The organism is Pseudomonas sp. SDO5522_S412, from assembly GCF_054071215.1.
In genome coordinates this window covers 1-22947 of sequence record NZ_JBSVWQ010000016.1, presented here as the reverse complement: position 1 = coordinate 22947, position 22947 = coordinate 1, and the positions used below count along the sequence as shown (strand labels likewise).

The window sequence follows — 22947 nt, the reverse complement described above, 5'->3', positions numbered from 1 at the left end:
CCCATGAATATCCTCGTAGTCGAAGACGAGCCCAAGGCGGGCAACTACCTGCTTAACGGCCTGCAGGAACTGGGTTACTCCGTGAGCCTTGCCCGCGATGGCGTGGACGGTTTGCACCAGGCCCTGGAAACCCCGTTCGACGTGATCGTGCTGGATGTGATGATGCCGAAGATGGACGGCTGGGAAGTGCTGCGTCGCCTGCGCAAGGAAGCCGACACGCCGGTGCTGTTCCTGACCGCCCGGGACGATATTGCCGACCGCATCAAGGGCCTGGAACTGGGCGCCGACGATTACCTGATCAAGCCGTTTTCCTTCGCCGAACTGGTGGCGCGCCTGCGCACCCTGACCCGGCGCGGGCCAAGCCGTGAAGAAGAACACTTGCAGATCGCCGACCTGCAGATCGACGTGCTCAAGCGCCGCGTCAGCCGTGGCGGCGTGCGCATCACCCTGACCAACAAGGAGTTCGCCTTGTTGCACTTGTTCGCCACCCATCAGGACCAGGTACTCTCGCGCTCGCTGATTGCCTCAAGGGTGTGGGACATGAATTTCGACAGCGACACCAATGTGGTCGACGTGGCCGTGCGCCGCCTGCGCCTGAAAATCGACGACCCGTTCCAGCTCAAGCTGATCCATAGCGTGCGCGGCATCGGCTATCGCTTCGATACGCAACCATGAGCAAGCCCCGGCATTACTCCCTAACGCTGCGCCTGGCGCTGATCTTCGCCCTGCTGGCGTTCGCCCTGCTGGCAACCCTCGGCGTGGCGCTGTACCGCGACCTTGAGCGCGAACTGATCCACCGTGACGACGCTGCGCTGATCTACCGCGTCGACCAACTGCGCAACCTGCTGAACGACAGCAACACCCTGGACCTGATCAAGACCAAGCCCGAACTGTTCCAGAATATGCTCGGCAACCGCGAATCGGTGCTGAGCATCGCCGCACCCGGGCAGAAACCGCTGCTGGAAGTGAACCCCGGCAACATCGACATGCCCGACGTTGCACCGGTGCCCCGGGACCACGCCCTGGAATTCGCCGACGTGCAGCATTTACCCGGCATCAATGGCGTCCCCTTCTCCACCCTCGCCGCCACCATCGATTCAGGCGACCTGGGCAGCCTGCAAGTCACTACCGGGCGGTTGATGACCGAGCGCACCGCAGTGCTCGCCAGCTACCGGCTGAGTGTCTATATCCTCGCCAGCATCGCGGCATTGGTGCTGGCGGTGGTCGGTTACCTGATGGTGCATCGCGGCCTGCTGCCATTGCGGCGCCTGGCCGTGCATGCCCAGGGCATCGGCGTCGGCAACCTCGCCGCGCGCCTCGACAGCCACGGCGCCCCCAAAGAACTGCTGCCGATGATTGATTCGTTCAACACCATGCTCGAACGCCTGGCCAAGGGTTTTGTGCAACTGGGCCAGGTCTCCACCGACATGGCCCACGAACTGCGCACGCCGATCAATAACTTGCTCGGGGAAACCCAGGTGGCGCTGCAGCAACACCGTAGCATCGAGGCCTACCAGCAACTGCTGGCCTCCAACGTCGAAGAACTCGAACGCCTGGCGCGCATGCTCGACAACATGCTGTTCCTGGCCCGCACCGACCCGGCCAGTGCGCTGCGCCAGCGCCAGGAACTGGACGCGGCCGACGAAGTGGAACGCATGGCCGACTACTTCGAAGGCCTGGCGGGCGATGTCGACATCAGCATCCTCGCCCAGGGCGCCGGTGTGATCTGGGCCGAGCCGATGCTGCTGCGCCGTGCCCTGGCCAACCTGTGCGCCAACGCCATCAAATATGGTGCGCCCGCCTCTGAACTGCTGATCCAGGCCACACCCTGCGCCGAAGGCATCAACCTGACAGTGACCAACCACGGCGCGACCATCCCGGCGGAGCACTTGCCCAGGTTGTTCGAGCGGTTTTATCGCGTGGATGAATCACGGGAGCGTTCGGCGCATTCCAATGGATTGGGGCTGTCGATTGTCGCGACCATCATGCAGTTGCATAACGGCCGATACAGCGTGAGCAGCGAGAACGGTGTGACCTGCTTCGCGTTGTTTTTCCCGGGACGCGAAGCCGAAAACCTCAGCTGACTTGCCCACCCGCTTCACTGATATCCACCAAGGTATTCCAGGCCGTCAGCAACGCAATCCGCAAGCCCTCGACCTGCATCGGCAACGCCATCGAGGCCGGCTCGGGTATTCGGCCCACCACCTGCTCGGGCAGCCACGGCACATGGATGAAACCGCTGCGTACCTCTGACCCGGCGAGCGCGTGCTGCAACAGATAGAACACCTGGTTGCATACGAAAGTGCCGGCGGTTTGCGACACGCTGGCCCCAATGCCGGCCTCGCGCACGGCCCTCACCATGGCCTTGCTCGGCAAGGTGCCGAAGTAGGCCGCAGGGCCGCCGGGCAGCACTTCCGTGTCGACAGGTTGCTCACCCAGGTTGTCCGGGATCCGCGCGTCGTTGAGGTTGATCGCGACCCGCTCGATGGAAATATCACTGCGCCCGGGGCCCAGCCCGACAGCAATGACCATCTGCGGGCGGTGTTCGGCCAACAGCTGAGCCAGGCGCTCGCCCGCCGTGGCAAAGGCACAGGGTAACTGCCGCGCGACAATCCGCACATCAGCGCCCAGCTGCACACCCTCCAACAGGCGTACCGCCTCCCAGGACGGGTTGACAAGGTCTTGGTCAAACGGTTCGAAACCCGTCAGCAATACAGTGCGCATTACAGCCTCACATCAGCAGGTAGAGCAGGACAATATTGACCACCAGCATCATCAACGCGGTCGGCATCTGTGCCTTGATGACCGCGTTTTTATCCGGCAGCTCCAGCAACGCCGCCGGGACAATATTGAAGTTGGCCGCCATGGGTGTCATCAGCGTACCGCAGTAACCGGAGAACATGCCGATGGCAGCCATCACCGCCGGGTTGCCGCCGTAGATGCCCACCAGCACCGGTACGCCAACGCCGCCGGTCATCACCGGGAAGGCGGCAAAGCCATTGCCCATGATCACGGTAAACAGTGCCATGCCCAACACATACACCATCACCGCTACCAGCTTGTAATCCAGGTTGATATAGGTGGTGGTGATGTGCGCCACCGCTGTGCCCACGCCCGCTTCGTTGAACAACAGCCCGAGCATCGCCAGCATCTGCGGCAGCACCATCGCCCAGCCCAGCGCTTCGGTGAGGCGCCGGGATTCGCGAAGGGCTTGCACCGGGGTGTCCCGCGTCAGCCAGCAGGCCAGCGCCAGTGCAATCAGGCAGCCGATACCCAGGGAAACAAAGGTGGTGTTCTTCGGGTCCAGCAGCGGCACGCCGCCGATCTCGGTGTGTTTGAGCAATACCGAGCCGATCACCGTGGTCAACGGAATGGCCAATGCCGGGATAAACAATTTATGCCCCAGGCGACCAGCGCTGGCCCGTGCGGCCTTGTCATGCAACTGGGCATGCGCGCCGCGGCCTACGCCGCCCAGGCCCGCGATGAGTGCCATCACCACCACGCCCACGCCGACCACCACTGAGGGCAGGCGCTCCCCCACCAGGAACGGAATGGCAAACAGCAGCCAGAACAACGAACTCGACCAGCGCCTGGGGTGGGTGCGATCCATCAGGATCATCCCGGCGGTGATCACCAGCAGAACGCCGGCCAGCCAGTACAGGTATTGAATGGAAATGATCATTGCGCCGCCTCCGCTGTGTTGGCCGGCAACAGCTCTCGGGTCAGCATTCGGTCAAAGTGGTGCAAGCGAATGGCGTGAATGATGAAGGCGCAGATCGCCGTCGGGATGCCCCAGACCGCAATGTGCAGAGGCTCGACATCAATCCCCGAACCCAGCAGGAAGGTGTGCATCAACGCAATCGCACCAAAGGCGACGAAGATATCCTCGCCAAAAAACAGCCCCACGTTGTCGGTCGCGGCACACATGGCCAGGACCTTGTGGCGAAGCTTGTCGGGGAGTTTGCCATAGCGTTTTTCCGCCGCGCCTTCCGCCATCGGCGCCAGCAACGGGCGCACCATCTGCGGGTGCCCGCCCAGGCTCGTCAGGCCCATGGCCGCTGTGGATTCACGCACAAAGAGATAGATGATCAGCAAGCGCCCAACCGTGGCCCGCTCAAAGCGCGCGATCCAGTTTTGCGCATGCAGGCGCAAGCCATGGCGCTCCAGCAAGCCGATGACAGCCAGGGGCAACAACAGGATCAATTGCAAGGCGCGAGTCTGGAGGAAGCCGTCGCCCATGGTGGCGAGGATCTTTTCCAGTGGAAAGTGGGCGGCAAACCCGGTGGCAATCGCTGCCGCCGTGACGACCAGCAGCGGATTGAAGCGCAACACAAAGCCGACCACGATGACGAGTACGCCAATCAGCGGCCATAGGTTCACAACAGTTTGCATGGTGGTGAGGTCCTTAAGTGCGCGCTGCGGCGCCAGTAAAGCAGGTAGTGAACAAAGGGTTCACTGCAAGAAAACGGCGTGCAGCCCGGCTCGATTTTTTATTGTTGACCTGGAAGGTCGAGCGTCAGTGGCCGCATCTTTGCTGCTTGGGGAGGGAGGTGTCCAACAAGAAAAATTGTTGCTGCAATCCAATAAAGTTTGTGGGTGTTTGAAGCGTTAGAGGGCATTTGTATCGCAGCGGCTGGGTGGTGCGCCCTACGCCGATAACGACAAAGCGTTTGGCGAACGGGTTGCGCAACTGCGGGCGCTCGATGTGCCCACCGTGCTCGATGAGCCGCCTCACGCCTTTGTCGGCCCGTTTGAAGAGAAGGCCCAGGCGCAGAACGTGCTCAGGTACTTGAAGTCCGATAAAGGGCTGGACGGCTTGGTCACGTGGCGGTCGGTGACCCGCTAGCCCTCAGCCCAGGTGCTTCTGGAAAAAGTGGCGCGTGTGTCCTGGCGGGTACTCGGCAATATGCCCGAACTCGCTGAAACCCAGCTTCCGGTAGAACCCGGGCGCCTGGAAGCTGAAGGTGTCCAGCCAGATCCCCGCACACCCTTTCTCCCGTGCCAGCTCCTCAGCCGCGAGCATCAGCCGCGAGCCCATGCCTTGAGTGCGCATTGACTCAGGCACGCTCAACAGCTCAATGAACATCCAGCCATAGGAAATTTTCCCGTACAGGCCGCCCACCACTTCCTGGCTGGCGGGATCACGCAGTAACAGCCCGAACGTTTCGAACGGGTTCTCGCCGCATTGGCTGATGTTGTATGCCCTCAGCGGCTGAAGGATGGCCTGGCGCTCTTGCTCCGTCACCTCAAACGACAGTTCCATTGCCACGTCCATCTTGATCGTCCTGTGTTGAATTCCAGATCACCCCACAAAAACACCACCCCTTCAAGGATTGAGTTTTTCCAGGGCCGCTCGCAACGCGGTGTTGTTGCCCCCCAACGCGCTGGTGGCGATCGCCGCGTTGCGCAGCAGGATCGATGCGGCGTGGGGGATGTGTTCTTTCAGCAATCGGTCGGAGGGGCCCGACAGCGTCAACGCGCCCTTGAGCTCACCGCCCATTGCAAACACGGGGACGGAGACGGCGGTGGTTTCCGGGTCGCGTTCGCCGAACGAGCAGGCCCAGCAGCGTTCACGCTCCTGAGTCAGTGTGGCGTCACCCTGGCGTGAGAACGCGCGCAGGACCTTGCCGGAAGCCCCGGCATGCAGCGGGAACCGCGCGCCTTCCAGCACCGAGACCCGCACCGCGCGCTTGGGCTCGACACGGAACAACACCACCCGGCTGCCGTTTTCATAGACGTAGAAAGACGAGGTCTCGCCGCTCTCTTCGGTGATGGATTCCAGCAGCGGCAGGATCACATCCCGCAAGCGGAACGAGGCTTGATATAGCTGGGACAGGCGCAGAGGTTCAGGCCCGACGGCGTATTGGCCGTCACTCAAGCGCCGCACAAACCCGGCTTTTTCCAGCGAGGTGATCAGGCGCAGGATGGTGCTTTTATAAAAGCCGGTGCGCCGGGCGATCTCCGCCAGGCTCAAGCTCTCCTGGTCGATATTGAAGGCCGCGAGAATGGAAAACGCGCGATCGACTGCAGCAACGCCGCCTTCCGGACTGCCGGCTTGATCAGCAAGACTGTTGTTGGGTTCGGTACTCATGGCCACTCATTGGGTATTCATCGCCGGCGCAAGCGGCGGCATCATTGCCGTCCCGGTCGCGCCAGACACTTTCAGTCGCCGTAACATACCCTTTTGCGCCGGGGTGCAGCCACCGCATTATGCGTCCCGCAGGAAAAGCCGCAGCGACATAACCATCGCGGCCGCGACGAACATGATGCACCCCATCACCATCAGGCCCGCCGTGAACGAGCCGGTGTAGTCCTTGAGAAAGCCCATCAGGTATGGCCCGACAAAACCGCCAAAGGCACCAATCGAGTTAATCAGCGCAATACCACCGGCAGCGGCCTGGCCACGCAGGAACTTGCCCGGCAAGGTGTAGAAAATGGTCTTGCCGGCAATCGTCCCCACCAGCGCCAGGGTGATCCCGGCCAGGGCGGCCACCAATGTGTCCATCTGCAAGGCGACCAATAGCGCCAGGCCAGCCAGCAGCATGGCCACGGTCAGGTTGAAAATCCCCTTGCCGGTGCGGTCCACGTGTTTCGCCCAAACCAACAGGCCGATGGTTGCAAAAAAGTAGGGAATCGCCGCCACCCAGCCAATCATGCTGATCTCGACACCGTGGGCCTTGAGCATCTGCGGCAGCCAGATTCCAATGCCGTAGGAGCCCAGGGTAAAACTGAAGGTAATCGAGCTGAGGATCCACACCCGAGGGTCTTTCAGGGCAGCCTTGAAGCCGTGGCGGTGCTGGCCCTGGCTTTGCTCTTCAGCCAGCAAGCCGGTGAGCACGGCACGTTCCTGTGCCGACAGCCATTTGGCTTCGGAAGGCTGGTTGGTCAGCACTTTCAACGTGATCAGCCCGAGGATGCACGCCGGGACGCCCTCGATCAGAAACATCCATTGCCAGCCTGCCAAACCCCAGATGCCGTGCATTTGCAGGAGCCACACCGACAGCGGGCCGCCCACCAGGAACGAAATCGGCGTGGCCGCGGTAAACCATGCCAGCACCCGCGTGCGGTACTGCGCAGGAAACCACAGGGTCAGGAAAAAGATCACGCCGGGAAAGAACCCGGCCTCGGCCACACCCAGCACCAGGCGCATGGCGTAGAAGCTGTAGGGGCCGACGACCCAGGCGGTGGCAGCCGCCGCAATCCCCCAGGTAATCATGATGCGCGCCATCCACCGCCGGGCGCCAAAGCGGTACATCGCCAGGTTGCTCGGCACCTCACACAGGCAGTAGCCAACGAACATAATCCCCGCACCCAGGCCGAATTGCGTGGCGGTCAAACCCAGCTGTTCGGTCATTTGCAAGGCGGCGTAGCCAACGCTGGTGCGGTCCAGGTAGTTGAAAAAGTAAGCCAGGGCGAGCAGCGGGATCAGACGCCAGGCGGCCTTGTGCAGGACGCGGGTTTGCTCTGCATCCAGCACCACGGCGGTGATGGCTGGGGCGCCTGATGCAGGTGTCGTGACAATTGCCATGACGGGTTTCCTCGACATTATTGTTATTGGAATGGCGACAAAAGGACCTAGCGGACCACGCCACGAGCGCGCAAGGCGTCGACATCCCTGGCGGCATAACCCAGCTCTTCAAGCAACGCCTGCGAATGGCTGCCCAGTTGTGGCACGTTCAGGCGCGTATCGAAACGCCGGCCATTCATTTCAAACGGCAGCATCGGCACCTTCACTTCCTCGCCGTTATCCAGCGTCAGGTGCGCCAGGCCGCCGGAGGCATTCAGGTGCACATCGTCAAACAGATCCTGAGGCCGCTGGATCGGCGAGAACGGCAAGCCGGCCTGCTCGCACATGTCCATGATTTGCTGCTTGGGCAGCGTGGCCAGCCGCTCCCGCACCAGCGGCAGGATTCGCGAACGGGCATGCACACGCTGGGTGTTGCGCGCCAGTTCGGGGTCGCTGCCCAGTTGTTCAAAACCAAACGCCTGGCAGAAGCTCAGCCATTGGCTGTCACTCACCACGCCCATGAACACCTGCTCGTCATCCCGGGCGTTGAACACGTCATAGATCGCCCACGCTGAAAGACGGCTGGGCATCGGCGCTGCCGGCTGGCCGGTGGTCGCCATCTGCATCATGTGCTGGCCGACCAGGAACGCGGAGTTCTCGAACAGGCCGGTCTGCACAAACTGGCCCTCCCCGGTCGCCTTGCGTTGCCACAGTGCGGCCAGGATCGAGATGGCGCTGAACATCCCGCCCATCACGTCATTCACCGAAGCACCAGCGCGTAGCGGGCGGCCTTCGGGGCCGGTCATGTACGCGAGCCCGGACATCATCTGCACCACCTCATCCAGTGCAGTGCGGTGTTCGTAAGGGCCCGGCAAAAAGCCTTTCATGGAGCTGTAGATAACGTCGGGCTTGATCGCCTTGACCTGCTCAAAGCCCAGGCCGAGTTTTTCCATGGCGCCTGGACGAAAGTTTTCGGTGACCACGTCGGCGCTTTCGATCAGCTTGCGCACCGCCGCCATCCCTTCCTCGGTCTTGATGTCGACGGCGAAGCTTTTCTTGTTGCGGTTGTAGGTCATCCAGTAGCCGGCGCCCGAACCGGTCAACCGCCGGGTGTTGTCGCCAGCCGGCGTCGGTTCGACCTTGATCACTTCGGCACCAAGATCGGCCAGCACCAGCCCGCAGGTCGGGCCCATGACCATGTGCACAAACTCGACCACGCGGATGCCCGCCAATGGCAGCGCCTGGATCTTGTGATTCTGCGTGTTCATCGTACAGCCCCTGCGTAGTGGAAGTTCTTGCCCACGCCGGCATCCGGAATGAACCCGTAGAGCGGCTCGCCTGGCAGGCCTTTTTGCAGCCATTCACGTGCCGCCACCAGCTTGTCGATATCGACGCCGGTACGCAGGCCCATGGATTCGAGCAGGTAAACCAGGTCTTCGGTCACGATGTTGCCCGACGCGCCCGGCGCATATGGGCAGCCGCCAATCCCGCCCTGTGAGGCGTCGAACGTGGTGACCCCCACATCGAGCGCCGCCACCACATTCGCCAGCCCCTGGCCGCGGGTGTTATGGAAATGGGCACTGCCAGCCTTGGCGCCGATTTCGCTGTGCAAGCGGATAAACGCCCGGCGCACCTGAGCCGGGTTGGCATAGCCGACGGTGTCCGCCAGCCCTACCTCATCCACGCCCAGCTCGGCCATGCGCAGCGCCATGCGAATCACATCGTCCTCAGGCACTTCGCCCTGGATCGTGCAACCGAATACCGTCGACAACCCAGCCTCCACTTGCACCTTCGGGAAGTGTTCGTTGCGCAGGGCAATGACCTGGCGAACCTCCTCGAACACCTGTTGATGAGTCTTGCGGATATTGGCCAGGGAATGCGGCTCGCTGACGGAGATCGGCAGGGTGATTTTCTGCACGCCGGCGTCGAAAGCGGCCTGGGCGCCCTTGAGGTTCGGCACCAGCGCCGTGACAAACACGTCCCGGCGTTGACGCATATGCACCACTAAGTGCGCCGCATCGGCCATCTGCGGCAGCAGCTTGGGGGAGACGAATGAGCCAATCTCGATTTCCTTGAGGCCGGCGTCGGCCAAAGCCGTTAGCCACTGCAATTTCAGCGCGGTAGGCATCGTCGCGGCGACGCTTTGCAGGCCATCACGCGGGCCTACCTCGCTGATCAGAATGTCGATGTTTTTATTAGGGGTCATCACCAGGCCTTTAAAGGTCAATTCGCACTTGTTCTATCTGACAGAACGATGTTCTGAAATAAATAATGAGCGCGTTAATTTTCACTGTCAACATCCGAAAAGCGCCCAGCGCTTTTTACTTATATTTGGTTGATCAACGGGCAAGCCAATTCATTGCATTGGTCTGATATGGCAAAAGACAGGGTTGACAGCCCAAGAAATAACCTCGACATTTGTTCTATTAGAAAGCACATCGTTCTATCTAGCAGAACAAAACAATAATGAGACAAGGCTTACCTCCTTTTCAGAGGTGCCTTGCCCGTTCCGTAGGAGTTGATCCTGTGAGCCTGTATGCCCCGCCTCGTGATTTGCCCACTCGCGTCTTCAGCACATTGCCGCAGGTTTTCTGCAAGGACGGAGACTCCGAGTGGGTGCACGCCAACAAACCCGGCCAGCGAGTGAAAAGCTTCCTCGAAGGACCGTCCTTCGATGTGCAGGGCAATCTCTATGTCACGGACATTCCCTACGGCCGGATCTTTCGCATCGACCCGCACGGCAACTGGACCCTGGTGGTGCAATACGACGGCTGGCCCAACGGCCTGAAGATCCATCGCGATGGGCGTATTTTCATTGCCGACTACAAGCACGGCATCCTGACCCTGGACCCTGCCAGTGGCGTCATCACACCGTTTCTGACTCACCACCGCAGCGAAGGCTTCAAGGGTGTGAACGACCTGTTCTTCGACACTGGCGGCAAGCTCTACTTCACCGACCAGGGGCAGACCGGCCAACAGGATCCCACCGGTCGTGTATTCGCCTACGACCTGGAAAATGAGACGCTCACCTGCCTGATCAACAACGGCCCGAGCCCCAACGGCCTGGTCATGGACCTGGCGCAAAACGCGCTGTTCGTCGCCATGACCCGGGGCAACGCGGTGTGGCGCCTGCCGATCCAGCGCGACGGCGGCACAAGCAAAGTCGGGATCTTCACCGCACTGGCGGGCGGCGTGAGTGGCGCCGACGGCATGGCCCTCGACGCGCTCGGCAACCTCTACGTGTGCGATGCCGGCAATGCCTGCGTCTGGGTATTCGATCCCCACGCCGTACCGCTCTATCGCATCCGCAGCTGCACCGAGGGCCGCACCCTGACCAACCTGGCGTTCGGCGGCGAGGGCAACCGGCAACTGTTCATCACCGACTCATCGACCGGCTCGATCCTGGTCGCCGACCTGGAGCACGCCGGCCAACCGATGTTTTCCCACCGCTGAATCCACCGGCACTGAACGCTGCGCGCAGCACGCAGGGACTTCGTTCGCCCTGAAAAAAGCCGGCAGTCACTTGCCTGGCGCCCTATAAGACCAACAAGAAGGCACACCCATGTTGATATTCCTGAGCTACGCCATGATCGTCTGCTTCATGTACCTGATCATGAGCAAGCGCCTGTCACCGCTGGTGGCGCTGCTGCTGGTACCGATCGTCTTCGGCTGCCTGGCCGGCTTCGCCCCGCAACTGGGCGGCATGATGTACGACGGCCTGAAGATGCTCGCCCCCACCGGCATCATGCTGACGTTCGCGATCCTGTATTTCTGCCTGATGACCGACGCAGGCCTGTTCAACCCGCTGATCAAAGTGATCCTGCGCCTGGTCAAGGGCGACCCGCGCAAGATCGTGGTCGGTACCGCCGTACTTGGCCTGTGTGTAGGCCTGGATGGCGACGGCGCCACCACTTACATCATTGCGACCGCTGCGTTTTTGCCGCTGTACCGGCTGACCGGCATCCGCCTGCAAGTCATGGCCACCGTGCTGCTGATGTCGATTGGCGTGATGAATATCCTGCCGTGGGGTGGGCCGTTTTCCCGGGCGGCCAGTGCGATGCATGTGGACATCACCGAGCTGTTCGTGAGCATGGTACCGATCATGCTGGCCGGTGCAGTGTGGGTGTTGTTCGCCGCCTGGTGGCTGGGGCGCATGGAGTTCCGCCGCCTGGGCAGAGTGAGCATCAGCGAGGAAGAAGTGCTCAAGGGCTATGCGCATATTCGCCTGGGCGATCCGCGTTTTCTGTTCAACGTGGTGCTGACCATCGCCCTGATCACCTGCATGATGATCAGCCTGATGCCCTTGCCGATCCTGTTCATGATCGCCTTCGGCCTGGCCTGCCTGGTCAACTTCCCGTCCATCAAGCAGCAAAAGGAAGTCATCGCGCGGCATGCCGACAACGTGATGGCGGTGACCTTGCTGATCTTTGCCGCGGGGATTTTTGTCGGGATCATGGGCGGCACCGGCATGGTCAAGGCGATCTCCGACAACCTGATCGCGCTGCTGCCGCAACAGTCCGGGCCCTACCTGTCGGTGATCACCGCGCTGCTGAGCATGCCGTTCACCTATGTGCTGTCCAACGATGCATTCTATTTCGGCGTACTGCCCATCTGGGCACAGACCGCTGCCCACTACGGAATTGATGCGAAGGAAATGGCGATTGCCTCGCTGATCGGTCAGCCGGTGCACTTGCTCAGCCCGTTGGTGGCCTCGACGTACCTGCTGTGCGGCCTGCTGGACATCGACTACGGCGACAACCAGCGCGTCTCGCTGAAATGGACCGTGGGCACGGTGATGGTGATGTTGCTGGCGGCGATTGCGATAGGTGCAATCACCGTCATCAACTGAGGAACGACTGTCGCGGGCGGGACAGTCCTTGCGCCCTCAGCTACATACAGGTCGCAACCGCCGCTGAGGAAATACCGCGCCGCCGGTACTCTGGGGCGACCGCCCGGGAGATTTCCAATGACACTACGCACTTGCTTGGCCGCTCTATTGGTACTGACCGCCTCCACCGTCTTTGCCGCCCCTGGTTACGATCATCTTTTTGCATTCGGTGATAGCTACTCCGACAACGGCGCGGGCGAACGCTTCACCAAAACCCTGGCCACGCAGAAGGTCAAGGACGCGCAGGAACTGCCCGGTTCGTTGTATTGGAAAGGCCGCTGGAGCAACGGCCCGACTGCCGTCGAGAACCTGGCACACGCCTTGAAAATACCCTTGACCGACTACGCGGTCGGCGGGGCCAAGAGTGGCAACGGCAACTACTACACCTGGATGGAGCCGGCGCGCGACACCGGCGTTTCGGGCCAGATCGCTGATTACCTGACGTCCGCCAAGGCACACAAGGCGGACCCGAGGGCGCTGTATTTCATCTTCATTTCCGCCAACGACTTTTTTGAATGGGCGGATTTCTCGCACCCGGAATCGGTTGCAGTGCTCAGCCAGAACAGCGTGGCAAATATCCAGACGGCCACCGAGACATTGATCGCTGCAGGCGCGAAGCAGGTGATGGTGGTGGGCACGACGGATTTGACTCATGTGCCGGCGGTGGTGCAGGGCAATCAAGTCGAGAATGCAAAAAACTATCAGCAGACGCTAGAACAAAAACTTCCGGTAGTGCTGAACACATTGGCCAAAACCCACCAGGTCAGCATCAGCTACTTCGACCATGTGGCGTTCAGCGACAAACTGCGCGCCGCCCCCGAGGTTGCTGGGTTCAAAGACCTCGATACGCCCTGCCAACACACCTATCCGGACGTGAAACCGGTGTGTGAAAACCCGGATGCGCATTACTACTGGGATGAATGGCACCCGACGCGCAAGGTCCATGCCCTGGCCGCCGAGGCGATGCTTGAAACCCTGAAGTCCAGCCGCTGACAGCCGGGTTTATTCCGGCTTGAGCAGCGCCTCGTAGTCCGGGCTGATTTCCGCCAGGATCATCAACGCCGCCGCGCCCAGCGCCACGGCGTCGTGCCCGGCGGTGCCCATTTGAATGCGTGGGTGCAGGCGATCCGAGCGGCTGCTGATGGAGCGACTCAGGGGTTCGAGGCGGGCGATCAGCCGGACCAGAATCGCTTGGGGCAGAAAGCCGCTGATGAGGATTGTCTGCGGGTCGAGTACCGACTCAAGAATGTTGATGGCCTGCTTCAACGCGGGCGCCGCTTCGTCGAGCCAGGCGTCGACGCCTTCATTGAGTTCCTCGTCATTCATGACCCACGTCGCCAGGTCCTGCTCGGCCGGATGCCCCAGGTGCTCCAGCAGCGCGGCGATGGAAATGTAGCGCTCCAGGCAGCCCTGATTACCGCAGTAACAGGTCTTGCCGCCTGGGATCACGGTCATGTGCCCGATCTCGCCGGCGTTGTGCCAATGCCCGGAATACAGGCGGTTGTCCAGGTACAGCCCAGCCCCCAGGCCGCTGCCGATAAACAGATGGACGAAGTTATGCAGGCCGCTGGCGATGCCATACAGCCGCTCGCCCATGGTCGCTGCAGTGGCGTCGTTTTCAATCAGCACCGGAAGGCCGATTTCCCGCTGCAACCTTAGCGGGATGCCCGGGTCGTCCCAGCCGGACATCGCCGTGGGTCCCACGCAGGTCATGCCTTCAACACTGAAAGGCCCCGGCAAGGCAATGCCGACGCCGAGGAAGCGGCCGCCCGCACGCTGCCCGCGCAAATCCTTTACGCAGCCCACGATCAGCGGCAATGCCTGATCGAATGTAGGGTAGCTGACCGTCAATGTCACTTGCGCCACCGTCTCGCCGAGCAGGTCCAGCAACACGGCAATGATGCGATGTTGTTCGACGTGAAAGCCGATCGAGTAGCCGCCTTCGGGGTTCAGCGACAACGGTACCGGTGGCTGGCCACGGCCGCCCTTCTCGGCCGCATGGGCCAGCAAGACCCCCTCTTCCTGCAGCTCGGTGACGATGTTCGACACCGTCTGCGCCGTCAGCGAGGTCAGCCGCGTGAGATCAGCGCGGGTCAGGCGCCCGCTCTGGCGAATGGCTTCCAGGATCACCCGACGGTTGTGCTGTCGGGCATGTTCGGCGTTGGTGCCGGTGGTCACCGCACGTTTGAGCTTGGGATTTTTCATGAGCTGATAATCCGTCGCCGCGATTAATTAAATCAAGTTGAATTAATACTCGCATCGTGCTTTTCTTAGCGCCTCGGACGATTGCGCCTGCAGCAATTTCCGATTACGCCCCATAAAAACAATGACGGGTCGATAGAAGCCCTTGATGGCACGCAATCCCTTTGCAACTGCCCTTGTCCCCTTCTGTCACTCGATTAAGAGGTCGTTCCCCCATGAGCACGTTGACACCCGTCGATCCGGACTTGCCCAACGGCAAACGCAAAATCGGTCTGTTCCCCGCCATTACCCTGAACATGAGCCAGATGTGCGGTGTCGGGCCATTCATCACCATTCCCACCATGATCGTGATCATGGGCGGCCCCCAGGCTTACCTCGGCTGGATCCTTGGCGCCTTGCTCGCCCTGTGTGACGGGTTGGTATGGGCCGAACTCGGTGCCTCGCTGCCCGGCGCGGGCGGTACTTACAATTACCTGCGGGAAGCCTTCGGCAAGCGCACGGGCAAGCTGCTGCCGTTCCTGTTCGTATGGACGGCCATGTTGTTTATCCCGCTGATCATGTCCACCGGCATCATCGGCTTCGTGCAATACCTCACATGGTTCTGGCCCAACATGAGCCAGACCGCCGGCAACCTGATCGGCCTCGCCGTGATCTGGCTGGTGATCGTGATGCTGTGGCGCAAGATCGAGTCCATCGCCAAATTGAGCATCGTGCTGTGGGTGATCATGCTGATCAGCATTGGTGCGCTCATCGCCGCCGCCTTTACCAATTTCCATGCCGACCTGGCCTTCAGCTTCCCCGAGGGCGCCTTCAACCTCGGCGACAGCAGCTTCTGGCTGGGCATGGCCGGCGGCCTGACCATCGGTATTTATGACTACCTGGGCTACAACACGTCGGCGTACCTGGCCGGTGAAGTCGAGCAACCCGGGAAGGTGATTCCCAAGTCGATCGTGTTTTCGATCATGGGCATTCTCGCCATCTACCTGTTGATGCAAGTGGGTGTTTTGGGCGTGGTGGATTGGCACCGCATGCTCGACCCCGAATCCGCGGCCTACAAGTCCGTAGCCTCGGTCGTACTCAGTGAAACCTGGGGCAGCACTGCCGCCGGGATCGTCACCGTACTGATCTTGATCACTGCCGTCGCTTCAGTGTTTGCCGGGCTGCTCGGCGGTTCCCGGGTGCCGTTCGAAGCCGCAAAAGACAAGGTGTTCTTCAACGCCTTCAGCAAGGTTCACCCCAGGCACGCGTTCCCGACCTACGGCATCCTGAGCATGGGCCTGCTGACATCTGTGGGGTTCATGATTGGACGCCTGACTGACCTGAACACGCTGATTCAGCTGCTGACCACGGTGATGATCCTGGTGCAGTCTGTGGCGCAGATCATCTCGTTGCTGGTGCTGCGCAAGACCAAGCCGCACCTGGCCCGGCCTTACAAAATGTGGCTGTACCCGGTACCAGCGATTATCGCGCTGCTGGGTTGGGTTTATATCTATATGGCGTCCAACCATAACGCCCCCGGTGCTTACCCAATCCAGTGGTCGCTGGTGTGGGTAGCGGCCGGCAGCGTGGCCTATCTGCTGTGGGCGCGCGTGCAAAAACTGTGGCCTTTCGATAAGTGATGAGCGTTATGCACGAACCATTGAAAACAACGGGCGCTGCGGCGCCCCGGCAAGGGCTGCTGCTGGCGATTGATGTCGGCGGCACCAAGACGCAGGTCGCCTGCTACAACATTGCACACCCGCGCATGAACACGCGGATTCTCGCGACCCACGCCGACGGTTTATCCGGCGTGCCGGCACTGCAACGCATCCTGGATGCCGCCCATGCCTGTGTGGCCGAGTTCGGCGACCTGCCGGTGCTGAGCGTGGCTGCGGTGTTTCCCGGCGTGGTGCGCGGGCCCACCTTGCTGATGGCGCCCAACACCCCGGGCTTCGAACGCCTCGACCTGCAAGGGTTGATCGCCCAGGCGTTTGGCAATGCCCCGGTAGCCCTCGATAACGATGTAAAGGCCGGCGCCCTGGCCGAAGTCCGCTGGGGCTCGCTGGCCGGTGTCGACAACGCGATCTACCTGAACCTGGGCACGGGCCTTTCGGCGGCGGCGATTGCCAACGGCAAACTGATTCGCGGCCACAACGGCGCCGCCATGGAAATCGCCTACCTGCTGTCACCGTTTCTCGACCCAGCGCAGCCTGATCAGTGGCGTACCTATGAGCACGGTGGCGCGCCGCTGGAAGAGCTGTTTTCCGGTAACGCCTTGAGCGAGTTGGCGGTGCAGATGCTTGGGCACGGGCATCAGGCGCTGGACCTGTTTTCCAGCGTCGACCCGCAGGTACGCCAGGCGCTGGAGCTGCGGATCGCCGCGTGCGCCGTGCAAGTGGCCAACCTGGCGGTGGCGCTGGATGTGGAGCGCATCGCGATTGGTGGTGGCCTGTACCGCCAGGCCTCGACACTGGCGCCGATCCTCGAACAACTGATCCGCCGCGTGGTGCCCTTCCCGCCCACTATCGCCGCTGCGCATTTCACCCACGACGCACCGCTGTGGGGAGCCCTGAGCATGGCCATGGAAGCCGTCGGCTTGAACGCCATCGCGCAGCAGGTGCTCAACGCCGGCAACACCCTTTATCAGGAGTTGAGTCATGTCATTGATGCTCAGTGAAACCGCGTCGATCCCAACTATCCTGCAACGCATGCTTGATGATGACCGCGCCGTGCGCGCACTGGTCGCGCAGTTGGAAAGCGACTTGCCCGAACTGATCATCACCGTCGCGCGCGGCAGTTCGGACCACGCAGCCGCCTATTTCAGCTACGCGATGATGAGCCTGGTGGGCGTGCCCTGCCTGTCGATCCCGCTGTCACTGGCCAGCCTGCAACAACCGCCGCTGCGCCTGAAAAAATGCTGGGTGGCCGCCTTTTCCCAGTCCGGTAAAAGCCCGGACTTGATCGACAGCGTGAGGTATCTGCAACAACAGGGTGCGGCCTCGGTCGCACTGGTCAACACGGCGGACTCGCCACTGGCGGCCATCACCGGGCATGAAATCCTCTTGCCCGCCGGCCTGGAACAAAGCGTGGCGGCGACCAAAAGCTATGTAGCGATGTTAATGGCAAGCGCTCAAATCGTGGCCCGCCTGGCCGCAGATAACACCTTGGGTCAAGCGCTACTTTCGCTGCCACGGCAGATGAATGAAGCCGCGAGCGAGGACTGGTCACCGGTGCTCAACGTACTGCAAAGCGCCGACAAGATGATCGTGATCGGTCGCGGTGCCGCCCTGCCGATTGCCCAGGAAGCCGCGCTCAAACTCAAGGAAACCTCAGGCATTCAAGCCGAAGCGTTTTCCAGCGCCGAGGTCCGGCACGGGCCGATGGAAATCATTGAGGAAGGTTATCCCGTGCTGGCGTTCGCCCCTTCGGGCCCCGAGCAAGCGGGCACGCTGGCGTTCGCCGACGACATGCGCGCACGCGGCGCCAAGGTGATGGTAGTGGCGCCACGGGGCACCGCTTGTGCGGGATTGCTGCCCAGCGTTCCAACCGCGCATCAATTGCTGGAGCCGTTCACCATGATCCAGGGGTTTTACCTGATCGCGGCGCAACTGGCCGTGGAGCGGGGGCGTAATCCGGATCAGCCGAGGTTTTTGAAGAAGGTCACGCAAACCCACTGAGTCAGGGGGAAACCGCCCGGCCGGCGTTGGCCAGTGGCGATTGTACGTAGAAGATATCAATTAGAATCACTGCGCACTCGTCGCCTGCCGATACTGGCGCGGCGTAAACCCGGTCAACGCCTTGAACTGCCGGGTAAACGCACTGTGGTCGGTGTACCCGCACTGCAACGCCACCTCAGTGATCGGCAGCTCGGTATGCAGCAGCCGGTGCGCATGTTCCAGGCGTACCTTCTGGATCATCTGGCGCGGTGTCAGGTGGAACACGCGCTTACAGTAGCGCTCCAGTTGCGCCACGGAAATCCCGGCGATCCGCGTCAGTTCACCCAACGTGACCCGCCGATTGAAATGCGCCCGGATGTGCTCGTCCACCGCCGCCAGCCGTTGATAGGCCGGGTGGGTTTCGCTGGCGGTTTGCAGGTCGACCGAGATGCCCGCCAGGCCGATGATTGCAGCGTCGCGGCTGTACAGCGGCCATTTGTGGGTCAGGCACCAACCCGGCTCGCGGGTACCGTAGAGGTGCAGTTCCAACTGGTCTTCGAGGACAAATCCCTGCTCCAGCACCCGCCGATCCTGCTCGGTATAGCCGGGCCCCAACTGCGCGGGAAATACCTCGGCGCTGGTTTTTCCCAACAGCGGTTGCAAGTCCTTCAAGCCGCACCGCTGCACCAGGGTGCGGTTGGCCAATACGTAGCGCGCCTGCACGTCCTTGATAAAGATCGCGGCATTGGGAATCACGTCCAGCATCGGCAACAGCAACCCCACGCCGGCCAGTAATTCTTCGATGGTCTGTGGACGATTCGACTCGCTCCCTTGGCATAGGGTCGCGAACGCGCTCTGCATCATGACGCTCTCTCCTGCATTTTACGGACAGGCCAGGCGCCCGGCGGGCGGTGCCTGGCGAGCAGATTGCCGCATGGCGGTGGCCCTGTCGAGCACTCGCAATTGTGCTGATTTCGTCATCGCAGCCTGCGCAAAACATCAATCGCGGCGCCGTTGATGGGTTCACTGTATGGCCACTGCATGCCTATCCAATAACCCACAAGAAGGCGCCGCCATGTCAGCCCAAGGCAAGTTCAAGAAACAGCTTTCATTGATCGACCTCACCTTTATCGGACTGGGAGCGATCTTCGGTTCGGGCTGGCTGTTCGCGGCCAGTCACGTCTCCGCCATCGCCGGGCCGGCGGGGATTTTTTCCTGGTTGCTGGGCGGCTTCGCCGTGTTGCTACTGGGAATTGTGTACTGCGAACTGGGGGCGGCATTGCCCCGCGCCGGCGGCGTGGTGCGCTACCCGGTCTATTCCCACGGCCCGCTGCTGGGCTACCTGATGGGCTTTATCACGCTGATCGCGTTTTCAAGCCTGGTGGCAATTGAAGTGGTCGCCTCACGCCAATACGCCGCGGCGTGGTTTCCCGAGTTGACGCAGGCGGGTTCCAGCAACCCCACCGTCCTCGGCTGGTTCGTGCAGTTTGCGCTGCTCTCGCTGTTTTTCGCCCTCAACTACCGCAGCGTGAAGACCTTCGCCATGGCCAATAACCTGGTCAGCGTGTTCAAGTTCATCGTGCCGCTGCTGGTGATCGGCGTGCTGTTCACCTTTTTTAAGCCGGAGAATTTCCACGCCCAGGGCTTCGCGCCGTTCGGCCTGTCGGGGATTGAAATGGCCGTGTCTGCCGGCGGGGTGATTTTCGCCTACCTGGGTCTGACGCCGATCATCTCGGTGGCCAGCGAAGTGAAGAACCCGCAACGCACCATTCCGATTGCACTGATCCTGTCGGTGCTGCTCTCCACTGCAATCTACGTGCTGTTGCAGACCGCTTTCCTCGGCGGCATTCCCACCGAAATGCTCGCCAACGGCTGGGCCGGCGTCGCCAAGGAACTGGCCCTGCCGTACCGCGACATCGCGCTCGCCCTGGGCGTGGGCTGGCTGGCGTACCTGGTGGTCGCCGATGCCGTGATCTCCCCCAGCGGCTGCGGCAATATCTACATGAACGCCACGCCACGGGTGATCTACGGCTGGGCGCAAACCGGAACCTTCTTCAAGATCTTCACCCGCATCGACGAAAAGTCCGGCATCCCGCGCCCGGCGCTGTGGCTGACCTTTGGCCTGTCGGTGTTCTGGACCCTGCCCTTCCCGTCGTGGGAAGCGCTGATCAACGTGGTGTCCGCCGCGCTGGTGTTGAGCTACGCCGTGGCGCCGGTGTCCGTGGCCGCCCTGCGCCGCAATGCGCCTGACCTGCCGCGCCCGTTCCGGGTCAAGTGGATGGGCTTGCTCGGCCCCCTGTCGTTCATCATCGCCGCGCTGATCGTCTACTGGTCCGGCTGGAGCACCGTGTCGTGGCTGCTCGGCCTGCAAATCCTGATGTTCGTGGTGTACCTGCTGTGCGGCCGTTTTGTGCCGACCCTGCACCTGAGCCTGGGCCGCCAGGTTCGCTCCTCCGCCTGGCTGATCGGCTTCTACGCCGTGACCATCATCCTGTCGAAGCTCGGCAGCTTCGGTGGCCTGGGCATCCTCGGCCATCCCTTCGACACCGTGGTCGTCGCCGCTTGCGCGCTGGGGATTTATTACTGGGGCGCGGCCACCGGCGTGCCGGCGCACCTGGTTCGCCTGGAAACCGAAGACGACGAAAGCGAAGCCCCTGAGCCCGACATCGGCCGAGTGCAGCTTGCTTCCTGAGCCTCAGCCAACCACTGGATGGATTGTTCTATGAAACGAGTGCACATCATTGATTCCCACACCGGCGGCGAGCCCACGCGCCTGGTGATGACGGGGTTTCCCACGCTGGCCGGCGAGACCATGGTCGACAAGCTCGACGACCTGCGCACCCGGCATGACCAATGGCGCAGGGCGTGCCTGCTGGAGCCCCGTGGCAACGATGTTCTGGTGGGCGCGCTGTATTGCGCGCCGGTCTCGGCCGATGCCACCTGCGGCGTGATTTTCTTCAATAACGCCGGCTACCTCGGCATGTGCGGCCACGGCACCATCGGCCTGGTTGCCTCGTTGCACCACTTGGGGCAGATCGCGCCGGGGGTGCACAAGATCGACACGCCGGTCGGCCCGGTCAGCGCCACGTTGCACGCCGACGGCGCGGTCACGTTGCGCAATGTGCCCGCCTATCGCTATCGCCAGCATGTCTCGGTGCAAGTGCCTGGACATGGCTTGGTCCACGGCGATATCGCCTGGGGCGGCAATTGGTTCTTCCTGGTTTCCGATCATGGCCAAGCGCTGGAAATGGACAACGTCGAAGCCCTGACCGACTACACCTGGACAATGCTCAAGGCCCTCGAAGCCCAGGGCATCCACGGCGAAGACGGTGCCCTGATCGACCATATCGAACTGTTCGCCGACGACCCCCAGGCCGACAGCCGCAACTTTGTCATGTGCCCAGGCAAGGCCTACGACCGCTCGCCCTGCGGCACCGGCACCAGCGCCAAGCTCGCATGCCTGGCGGCCGACGGGAAACTCGCCGCCGGTGAGCCGTGGATACAAGCCAGCATCACCGGCAGCCAATTCGAAGGCAGCTATGAATGGGAGGGCGAACGTGTGCGCCCTTCCATCACCGGCCGCGCCTACATGACCGCCGACAGCACCTTGCTGATCGACGAACAGGACCCCTTCGCGTGGGGCATCTGAACCGCCCCCGCCCCTTCAATCAAACTGGAGCTGAAACAATGAATACCACTATCTTCACCGGTTGCATCCCCGCATTGATGACGCCGTGCACCGCCCAGCGCAAACCGGACTTTGACGCACTGGTCGCCAAGGGCCGCGAACTGATCGATATCGGCATGAGCGCGGTGGTGTACTGCGGCTCCATGGGCGACTGGCCGTTGCTGACCGAGGCCGAGCGCCAGGAAGGCGTGGCGCGCCTGGTGGCCGCCGGTGTGCCGACCATCGTCGGCACCGGCGCGGTCAACAGCCGTGAAGCCGTGGCCCATGCAGCGCATGCGGCGAAGGTCGGCGCCCATGGTTTGATGGTCATCCCGCGGGTGCTGTCCCGTGGCGCATCGGCGACGGCGCAAAAGGATCACTTTGCAGCCATCCTCAAGGCGGCGCCAAACCTGCCGGCGGTGATCTACAACAGCCCTTACTACGGCTTCGCCACCCGCGCCGACCTGTTCTTCGAACTGCGTCGCGAGTACCCGAACCTGATCGGCTTCAAGGAATTCGGCGGTGCTGCAGACCTGCGCTACGCGGCCGAACACATCACCTCCAAGGACGATGACGTGACCTTGATGGTCGGCGTGGATACCCAAGTGGTGCACGGCTTCGTCAACTGCAACGCCACCGGCGCAATCACTGGCATCGGCAATGCACTGCCACGGGAAGTCCTGCAACTGGTGGCCTTGAGCAAGAAAGCCGCCAAGGGCGACGCCACTGCACGTCGCCAGGCGCGGGAGTTGGAGTCGGCGCTGGCGGTGCTGTCGTCCTTCGACGAAGGCTGCGACCTGGTGCTGTTCTACAAGCATCTGATGGTGCTCAACGGCGACAAGGAATACACCCTGCACTTCAACGAGACCGATGCCCTCAGCGATGCCCAGCGTCGTTATGCAGAGAACCAGTACGCGCTGTTCCGCCAGTGGTACGCCAACTGGTCGGCCGAGCAGAACGTCGTTTAACACTATTCAAGGCAGCAAAGATCAAATGTGGGAGCTGTCGAGCTCCGGCGAGGCTGCGATGGGATCACTGCGGTGTACCT

At 61.9% G+C, this 22947-nt stretch carries 22 protein-coding genes; 12 read left to right on the top strand and 10 right to left on the bottom strand.

Going from position 1 to position 22947, the window contains the following annotated elements; translation table 11 throughout:
* Nucleotides 1-3 precede the first annotated feature (3 nt).
* Both ACW9I6_RS06270 and ACW9I6_RS06265 read left to right on the top strand, forming a co-directional pair.
* Nucleotides 4-675, top strand: coding sequence for a heavy metal response regulator transcription factor (locus tag ACW9I6_RS06270; RefSeq protein WP_003219986.1), 672 nt, complete (start codon nucleotides 4-6; stop codon nucleotides 673-675).
* On the top strand, nucleotides 672-2084 hold the full coding sequence (locus tag ACW9I6_RS06265) for a heavy metal sensor histidine kinase (RefSeq protein ID WP_178966075.1): 1413 nt from the start codon (nucleotides 672-674) through the stop codon (nucleotides 2082-2084). The genes ACW9I6_RS06270 and ACW9I6_RS06265 overlap by 4 nt, the downstream gene beginning before the upstream one ends.
* Here the strand turns inward: ACW9I6_RS06265 and pcp are convergent.
* Genes pcp through ACW9I6_RS06250 form a run of 3 tightly spaced genes read right to left on the bottom strand, consistent with a single transcriptional unit; the run spans nucleotide 2077 to nucleotide 4392 of the window.
* On the bottom strand, nucleotides 2077-2724 hold the full coding sequence (gene pcp / locus ACW9I6_RS06260) for a pyroglutamyl-peptidase I (protein ID WP_457339065.1): 648 nt from the start codon (nucleotides 2722-2724) through the stop codon (nucleotides 2077-2079). The two genes, ACW9I6_RS06265 and pcp, sit on opposite strands and share 8 nt — an antisense overlap.
* Nucleotides 2725-2731: 7 nt before the next feature.
* Nucleotides 2732-3682: a DUF979 domain-containing protein gene (locus tag ACW9I6_RS06255; protein ID WP_102605117.1), complete on the bottom strand. Its 951-nt coding sequence runs from the start codon at nucleotides 3680-3682 to the stop codon at nucleotides 2732-2734.
* The gene (locus tag ACW9I6_RS06250; protein ID WP_457339064.1) at nucleotides 3679-4392 is read right to left on the bottom strand and encodes a DUF969 domain-containing protein; all 714 of its coding nucleotides are present in this window, start codon (nucleotides 4390-4392) and stop codon (nucleotides 3679-3681) included. The genes ACW9I6_RS06255 and ACW9I6_RS06250 overlap by 4 nt, the downstream gene beginning before the upstream one ends.
* Before the next feature lie 313 nt (nucleotides 4393-4705).
* Between ACW9I6_RS06250 and ACW9I6_RS06245 the strand changes: the two genes are divergently transcribed.
* A complete protein-coding gene (locus tag ACW9I6_RS06245; RefSeq protein WP_457339063.1) occupies nucleotides 4706-4846 on the top strand; it encodes an SPOR domain-containing protein in 141 nt (46 codons plus the stop codon).
* Nucleotides 4847-4849: 3 nt separating this feature from the next.
* Here ACW9I6_RS06245 and ACW9I6_RS06240 read toward each other — a convergent pair whose 3' ends face one another.
* From ACW9I6_RS06240 to ACW9I6_RS06220, 5 genes are all read right to left on the bottom strand, one after another.
* Nucleotides 4850-5275, bottom strand: coding sequence for a GNAT family N-acetyltransferase (locus tag ACW9I6_RS06240; protein ID WP_457339062.1), 426 nt, complete (start codon nucleotides 5273-5275; stop codon nucleotides 4850-4852).
* 51 nt (nucleotides 5276-5326) lie between these two features.
* Entirely contained in the window at nucleotides 5327-6091 is a 765-nt protein-coding gene (locus tag ACW9I6_RS06235; RefSeq protein WP_457339061.1) for an IclR family transcriptional regulator, read from the bottom strand.
* A 117-nt stretch (nucleotides 6092-6208) separates the two neighbouring features.
* Nucleotides 6209-7528 carry an MFS transporter gene (locus ACW9I6_RS06230; RefSeq protein ID WP_256344772.1) on the bottom strand — a complete coding sequence of 440 codons (1320 nt, stop codon included), beginning with the start codon at nucleotides 7526-7528 and terminating at the stop codon, nucleotides 6209-6211.
* 47 nt (nucleotides 7529-7575) lie between these two features.
* Nucleotides 7576-8775 (bottom strand): CaiB/BaiF CoA transferase family protein, encoded by a 1200-nt coding sequence (locus tag ACW9I6_RS06225; protein ID WP_134326085.1) that lies wholly within the window; start codon nucleotides 8773-8775, stop codon nucleotides 7576-7578.
* Complete coding sequence (locus ACW9I6_RS06220; protein WP_032899838.1) at nucleotides 8772-9713, bottom strand: hydroxymethylglutaryl-CoA lyase; 942 nt, start codon at nucleotides 9711-9713, stop codon at nucleotides 8772-8774. The genes ACW9I6_RS06225 and ACW9I6_RS06220 overlap by 4 nt, the downstream gene beginning before the upstream one ends.
* Nucleotides 9714-10033: 320 nt before the next feature.
* Between ACW9I6_RS06220 and ACW9I6_RS06215 the strand changes: the two genes are divergently transcribed.
* The 3 genes from ACW9I6_RS06215 (at nucleotide 10034) to ACW9I6_RS06205 (ending at nucleotide 13388) form a co-directional block, all read left to right on the top strand.
* Entirely contained in the window at nucleotides 10034-10960 is a 927-nt protein-coding gene (locus tag ACW9I6_RS06215; protein ID WP_008438710.1) for an SMP-30/gluconolactonase/LRE family protein, read from the top strand.
* Nucleotides 10961-11069: 109 nt separating this feature from the next.
* On the top strand, nucleotides 11070-12356 hold the full coding sequence (locus ACW9I6_RS06210) for a CitMHS family transporter (protein ID WP_102605122.1): 1287 nt from the start codon (nucleotides 11070-11072) through the stop codon (nucleotides 12354-12356).
* Between the two features lie 117 nt (nucleotides 12357-12473).
* Nucleotides 12474-13388, top strand: coding sequence for an SGNH/GDSL hydrolase family protein (locus tag ACW9I6_RS06205; protein WP_008438716.1), 915 nt, complete (start codon nucleotides 12474-12476; stop codon nucleotides 13386-13388).
* 9 nt (nucleotides 13389-13397) lie between these two features.
* Here the strand turns inward: ACW9I6_RS06205 and ACW9I6_RS06200 are convergent, their stop codons facing one another.
* Entirely contained in the window at nucleotides 13398-14600 is a 1203-nt protein-coding gene (locus ACW9I6_RS06200) for an ROK family transcriptional regulator (protein ID WP_008438718.1), read from the bottom strand.
* Nucleotides 14601-14812: 212 nt separating this feature from the next.
* On the opposite strand from ACW9I6_RS06200, the gene ACW9I6_RS06195 reads away from it, so the two are divergent.
* The 3 genes from ACW9I6_RS06195 to ACW9I6_RS06185 are packed head-to-tail and all read left to right on the top strand — an operon-like array spanning nucleotide 14813 to nucleotide 18253.
* On the top strand, nucleotides 14813-16216 hold the full coding sequence (locus ACW9I6_RS06195; protein WP_008438720.1) for an APC family permease: 1404 nt from the start codon (nucleotides 14813-14815) through the stop codon (nucleotides 16214-16216).
* 8 nt (nucleotides 16217-16224) lie between these two features.
* Complete coding sequence (locus tag ACW9I6_RS06190; protein WP_008438722.1) at nucleotides 16225-17253, top strand: ROK family protein; 1029 nt, start codon at nucleotides 16225-16227, stop codon at nucleotides 17251-17253.
* Nucleotides 17234-18253 (top strand): SIS domain-containing protein, encoded by a 1020-nt coding sequence (locus ACW9I6_RS06185; protein WP_032899814.1) that lies wholly within the window; start codon nucleotides 17234-17236, stop codon nucleotides 18251-18253. The genes ACW9I6_RS06190 and ACW9I6_RS06185 overlap by 20 nt, the downstream gene beginning before the upstream one ends.
* Nucleotides 18254-18319: 66 nt before the next feature.
* Here the strand turns inward: ACW9I6_RS06185 and ACW9I6_RS06180 are convergent, their stop codons facing one another.
* Complete coding sequence (locus ACW9I6_RS06180; protein WP_008438730.1) at nucleotides 18320-19096, bottom strand: AraC family transcriptional regulator; 777 nt, start codon at nucleotides 19094-19096, stop codon at nucleotides 18320-18322.
* Between the two features lie 211 nt (nucleotides 19097-19307).
* On the opposite strand from ACW9I6_RS06180, the gene ACW9I6_RS06175 reads away from it, so the two are divergent.
* Genes ACW9I6_RS06175 through ACW9I6_RS06165 form a run of 3 tightly spaced genes read left to right on the top strand, consistent with a single transcriptional unit; the run spans nucleotide 19308 to nucleotide 22867 of the window.
* Nucleotides 19308-20924: an APC family permease gene (locus ACW9I6_RS06175; RefSeq protein ID WP_008438731.1), complete on the top strand. Its 1617-nt coding sequence runs from the start codon at nucleotides 19308-19310 to the stop codon at nucleotides 20922-20924.
* Between the two features lie 30 nt (nucleotides 20925-20954).
* Nucleotides 20955-21881, top strand: a complete 927-nt coding sequence (locus ACW9I6_RS06170) for a 4-hydroxyproline epimerase (RefSeq protein WP_008438732.1) — start codon at nucleotides 20955-20957, stop codon at nucleotides 21879-21881.
* A 38-nt stretch (nucleotides 21882-21919) separates the two neighbouring features.
* Nucleotides 21920-22867 (top strand): dihydrodipicolinate synthase family protein, encoded by a 948-nt coding sequence (locus ACW9I6_RS06165; protein ID WP_177040472.1) that lies wholly within the window; start codon nucleotides 21920-21922, stop codon nucleotides 22865-22867.
* Nucleotides 22868-22947 lie beyond the last annotated feature (80 nt).

What these genes read in the sequence shown, in the direction of transcription:
- ACW9I6_RS06270 (WP_003219986.1), top strand. Translation starts at nt 4, where the DNA reads ATGAATATCCTCGTAGTCGAAGACGAGCCCAAGGCGGGCAACTACCTG.
- ACW9I6_RS06265 (WP_178966075.1), top strand. Translation starts at nt 672, where the DNA reads ATGAGCAAGCCCCGGCATTACTCCCTAACGCTGCGCCTGGCGCTGATC.
- pcp (WP_457339065.1), bottom strand. Translation starts at nt 2,724, where the DNA reads ATGCGCACTGTATTGCTGACGGGTTTCGAACCGTTTGACCAAGACCTT.
- ACW9I6_RS06255 (WP_102605117.1), bottom strand. Translation starts at nt 3,682, where the DNA reads ATGATCATTTCCATTCAATACCTGTACTGGCTGGCCGGCGTTCTGCTG.
- ACW9I6_RS06250 (WP_457339064.1), bottom strand. Translation starts at nt 4,392, where the DNA reads ATGCAAACTGTTGTGAACCTATGGCCGCTGATTGGCGTACTCGTCATC.
- ACW9I6_RS06240 (WP_457339062.1), bottom strand. Translation starts at nt 5,275, where the DNA reads ATGGACGTGGCAATGGAACTGTCGTTTGAGGTGACGGAGCAAGAGCGC.
- ACW9I6_RS06235 (WP_457339061.1), bottom strand. Translation starts at nt 6,091, where the DNA reads ATGAGTACCGAACCCAACAACAGTCTTGCTGATCAAGCCGGCAGTCCG.
- ACW9I6_RS06230 (WP_256344772.1), bottom strand. Translation starts at nt 7,528, where the DNA reads ATGGCAATTGTCACGACACCTGCATCAGGCGCCCCAGCCATCACCGCC.
- ACW9I6_RS06225 (WP_134326085.1), bottom strand. Translation starts at nt 8,775, where the DNA reads ATGAACACGCAGAATCACAAGATCCAGGCGCTGCCATTGGCGGGCATC.
- ACW9I6_RS06220 (WP_032899838.1), bottom strand. Translation starts at nt 9,713, where the DNA reads ATGACCCCTAATAAAAACATCGACATTCTGATCAGCGAGGTAGGCCCG.
- ACW9I6_RS06210 (WP_102605122.1), top strand. Translation starts at nt 11,070, where the DNA reads ATGTTGATATTCCTGAGCTACGCCATGATCGTCTGCTTCATGTACCTG.
- ACW9I6_RS06205 (WP_008438716.1), top strand. Translation starts at nt 12,474, where the DNA reads ATGACACTACGCACTTGCTTGGCCGCTCTATTGGTACTGACCGCCTCC.
- ACW9I6_RS06200 (WP_008438718.1), bottom strand. Translation starts at nt 14,600, where the DNA reads ATGAAAAATCCCAAGCTCAAACGTGCGGTGACCACCGGCACCAACGCC.
- ACW9I6_RS06195 (WP_008438720.1), top strand. Translation starts at nt 14,813, where the DNA reads ATGAGCACGTTGACACCCGTCGATCCGGACTTGCCCAACGGCAAACGC.
- ACW9I6_RS06190 (WP_008438722.1), top strand. Translation starts at nt 16,225, where the DNA reads ATGCACGAACCATTGAAAACAACGGGCGCTGCGGCGCCCCGGCAAGGG.
- ACW9I6_RS06185 (WP_032899814.1), top strand. Translation starts at nt 17,234, where the DNA reads ATGTCATTGATGCTCAGTGAAACCGCGTCGATCCCAACTATCCTGCAA.
- ACW9I6_RS06180 (WP_008438730.1), bottom strand. Translation starts at nt 19,096, where the DNA reads ATGATGCAGAGCGCGTTCGCGACCCTATGCCAAGGGAGCGAGTCGAAT.
- ACW9I6_RS06175 (WP_008438731.1), top strand. Translation starts at nt 19,308, where the DNA reads ATGTCAGCCCAAGGCAAGTTCAAGAAACAGCTTTCATTGATCGACCTC.
- ACW9I6_RS06170 (WP_008438732.1), top strand. Translation starts at nt 20,955, where the DNA reads ATGAAACGAGTGCACATCATTGATTCCCACACCGGCGGCGAGCCCACG.
- ACW9I6_RS06165 (WP_177040472.1), top strand. Translation starts at nt 21,920, where the DNA reads ATGAATACCACTATCTTCACCGGTTGCATCCCCGCATTGATGACGCCG.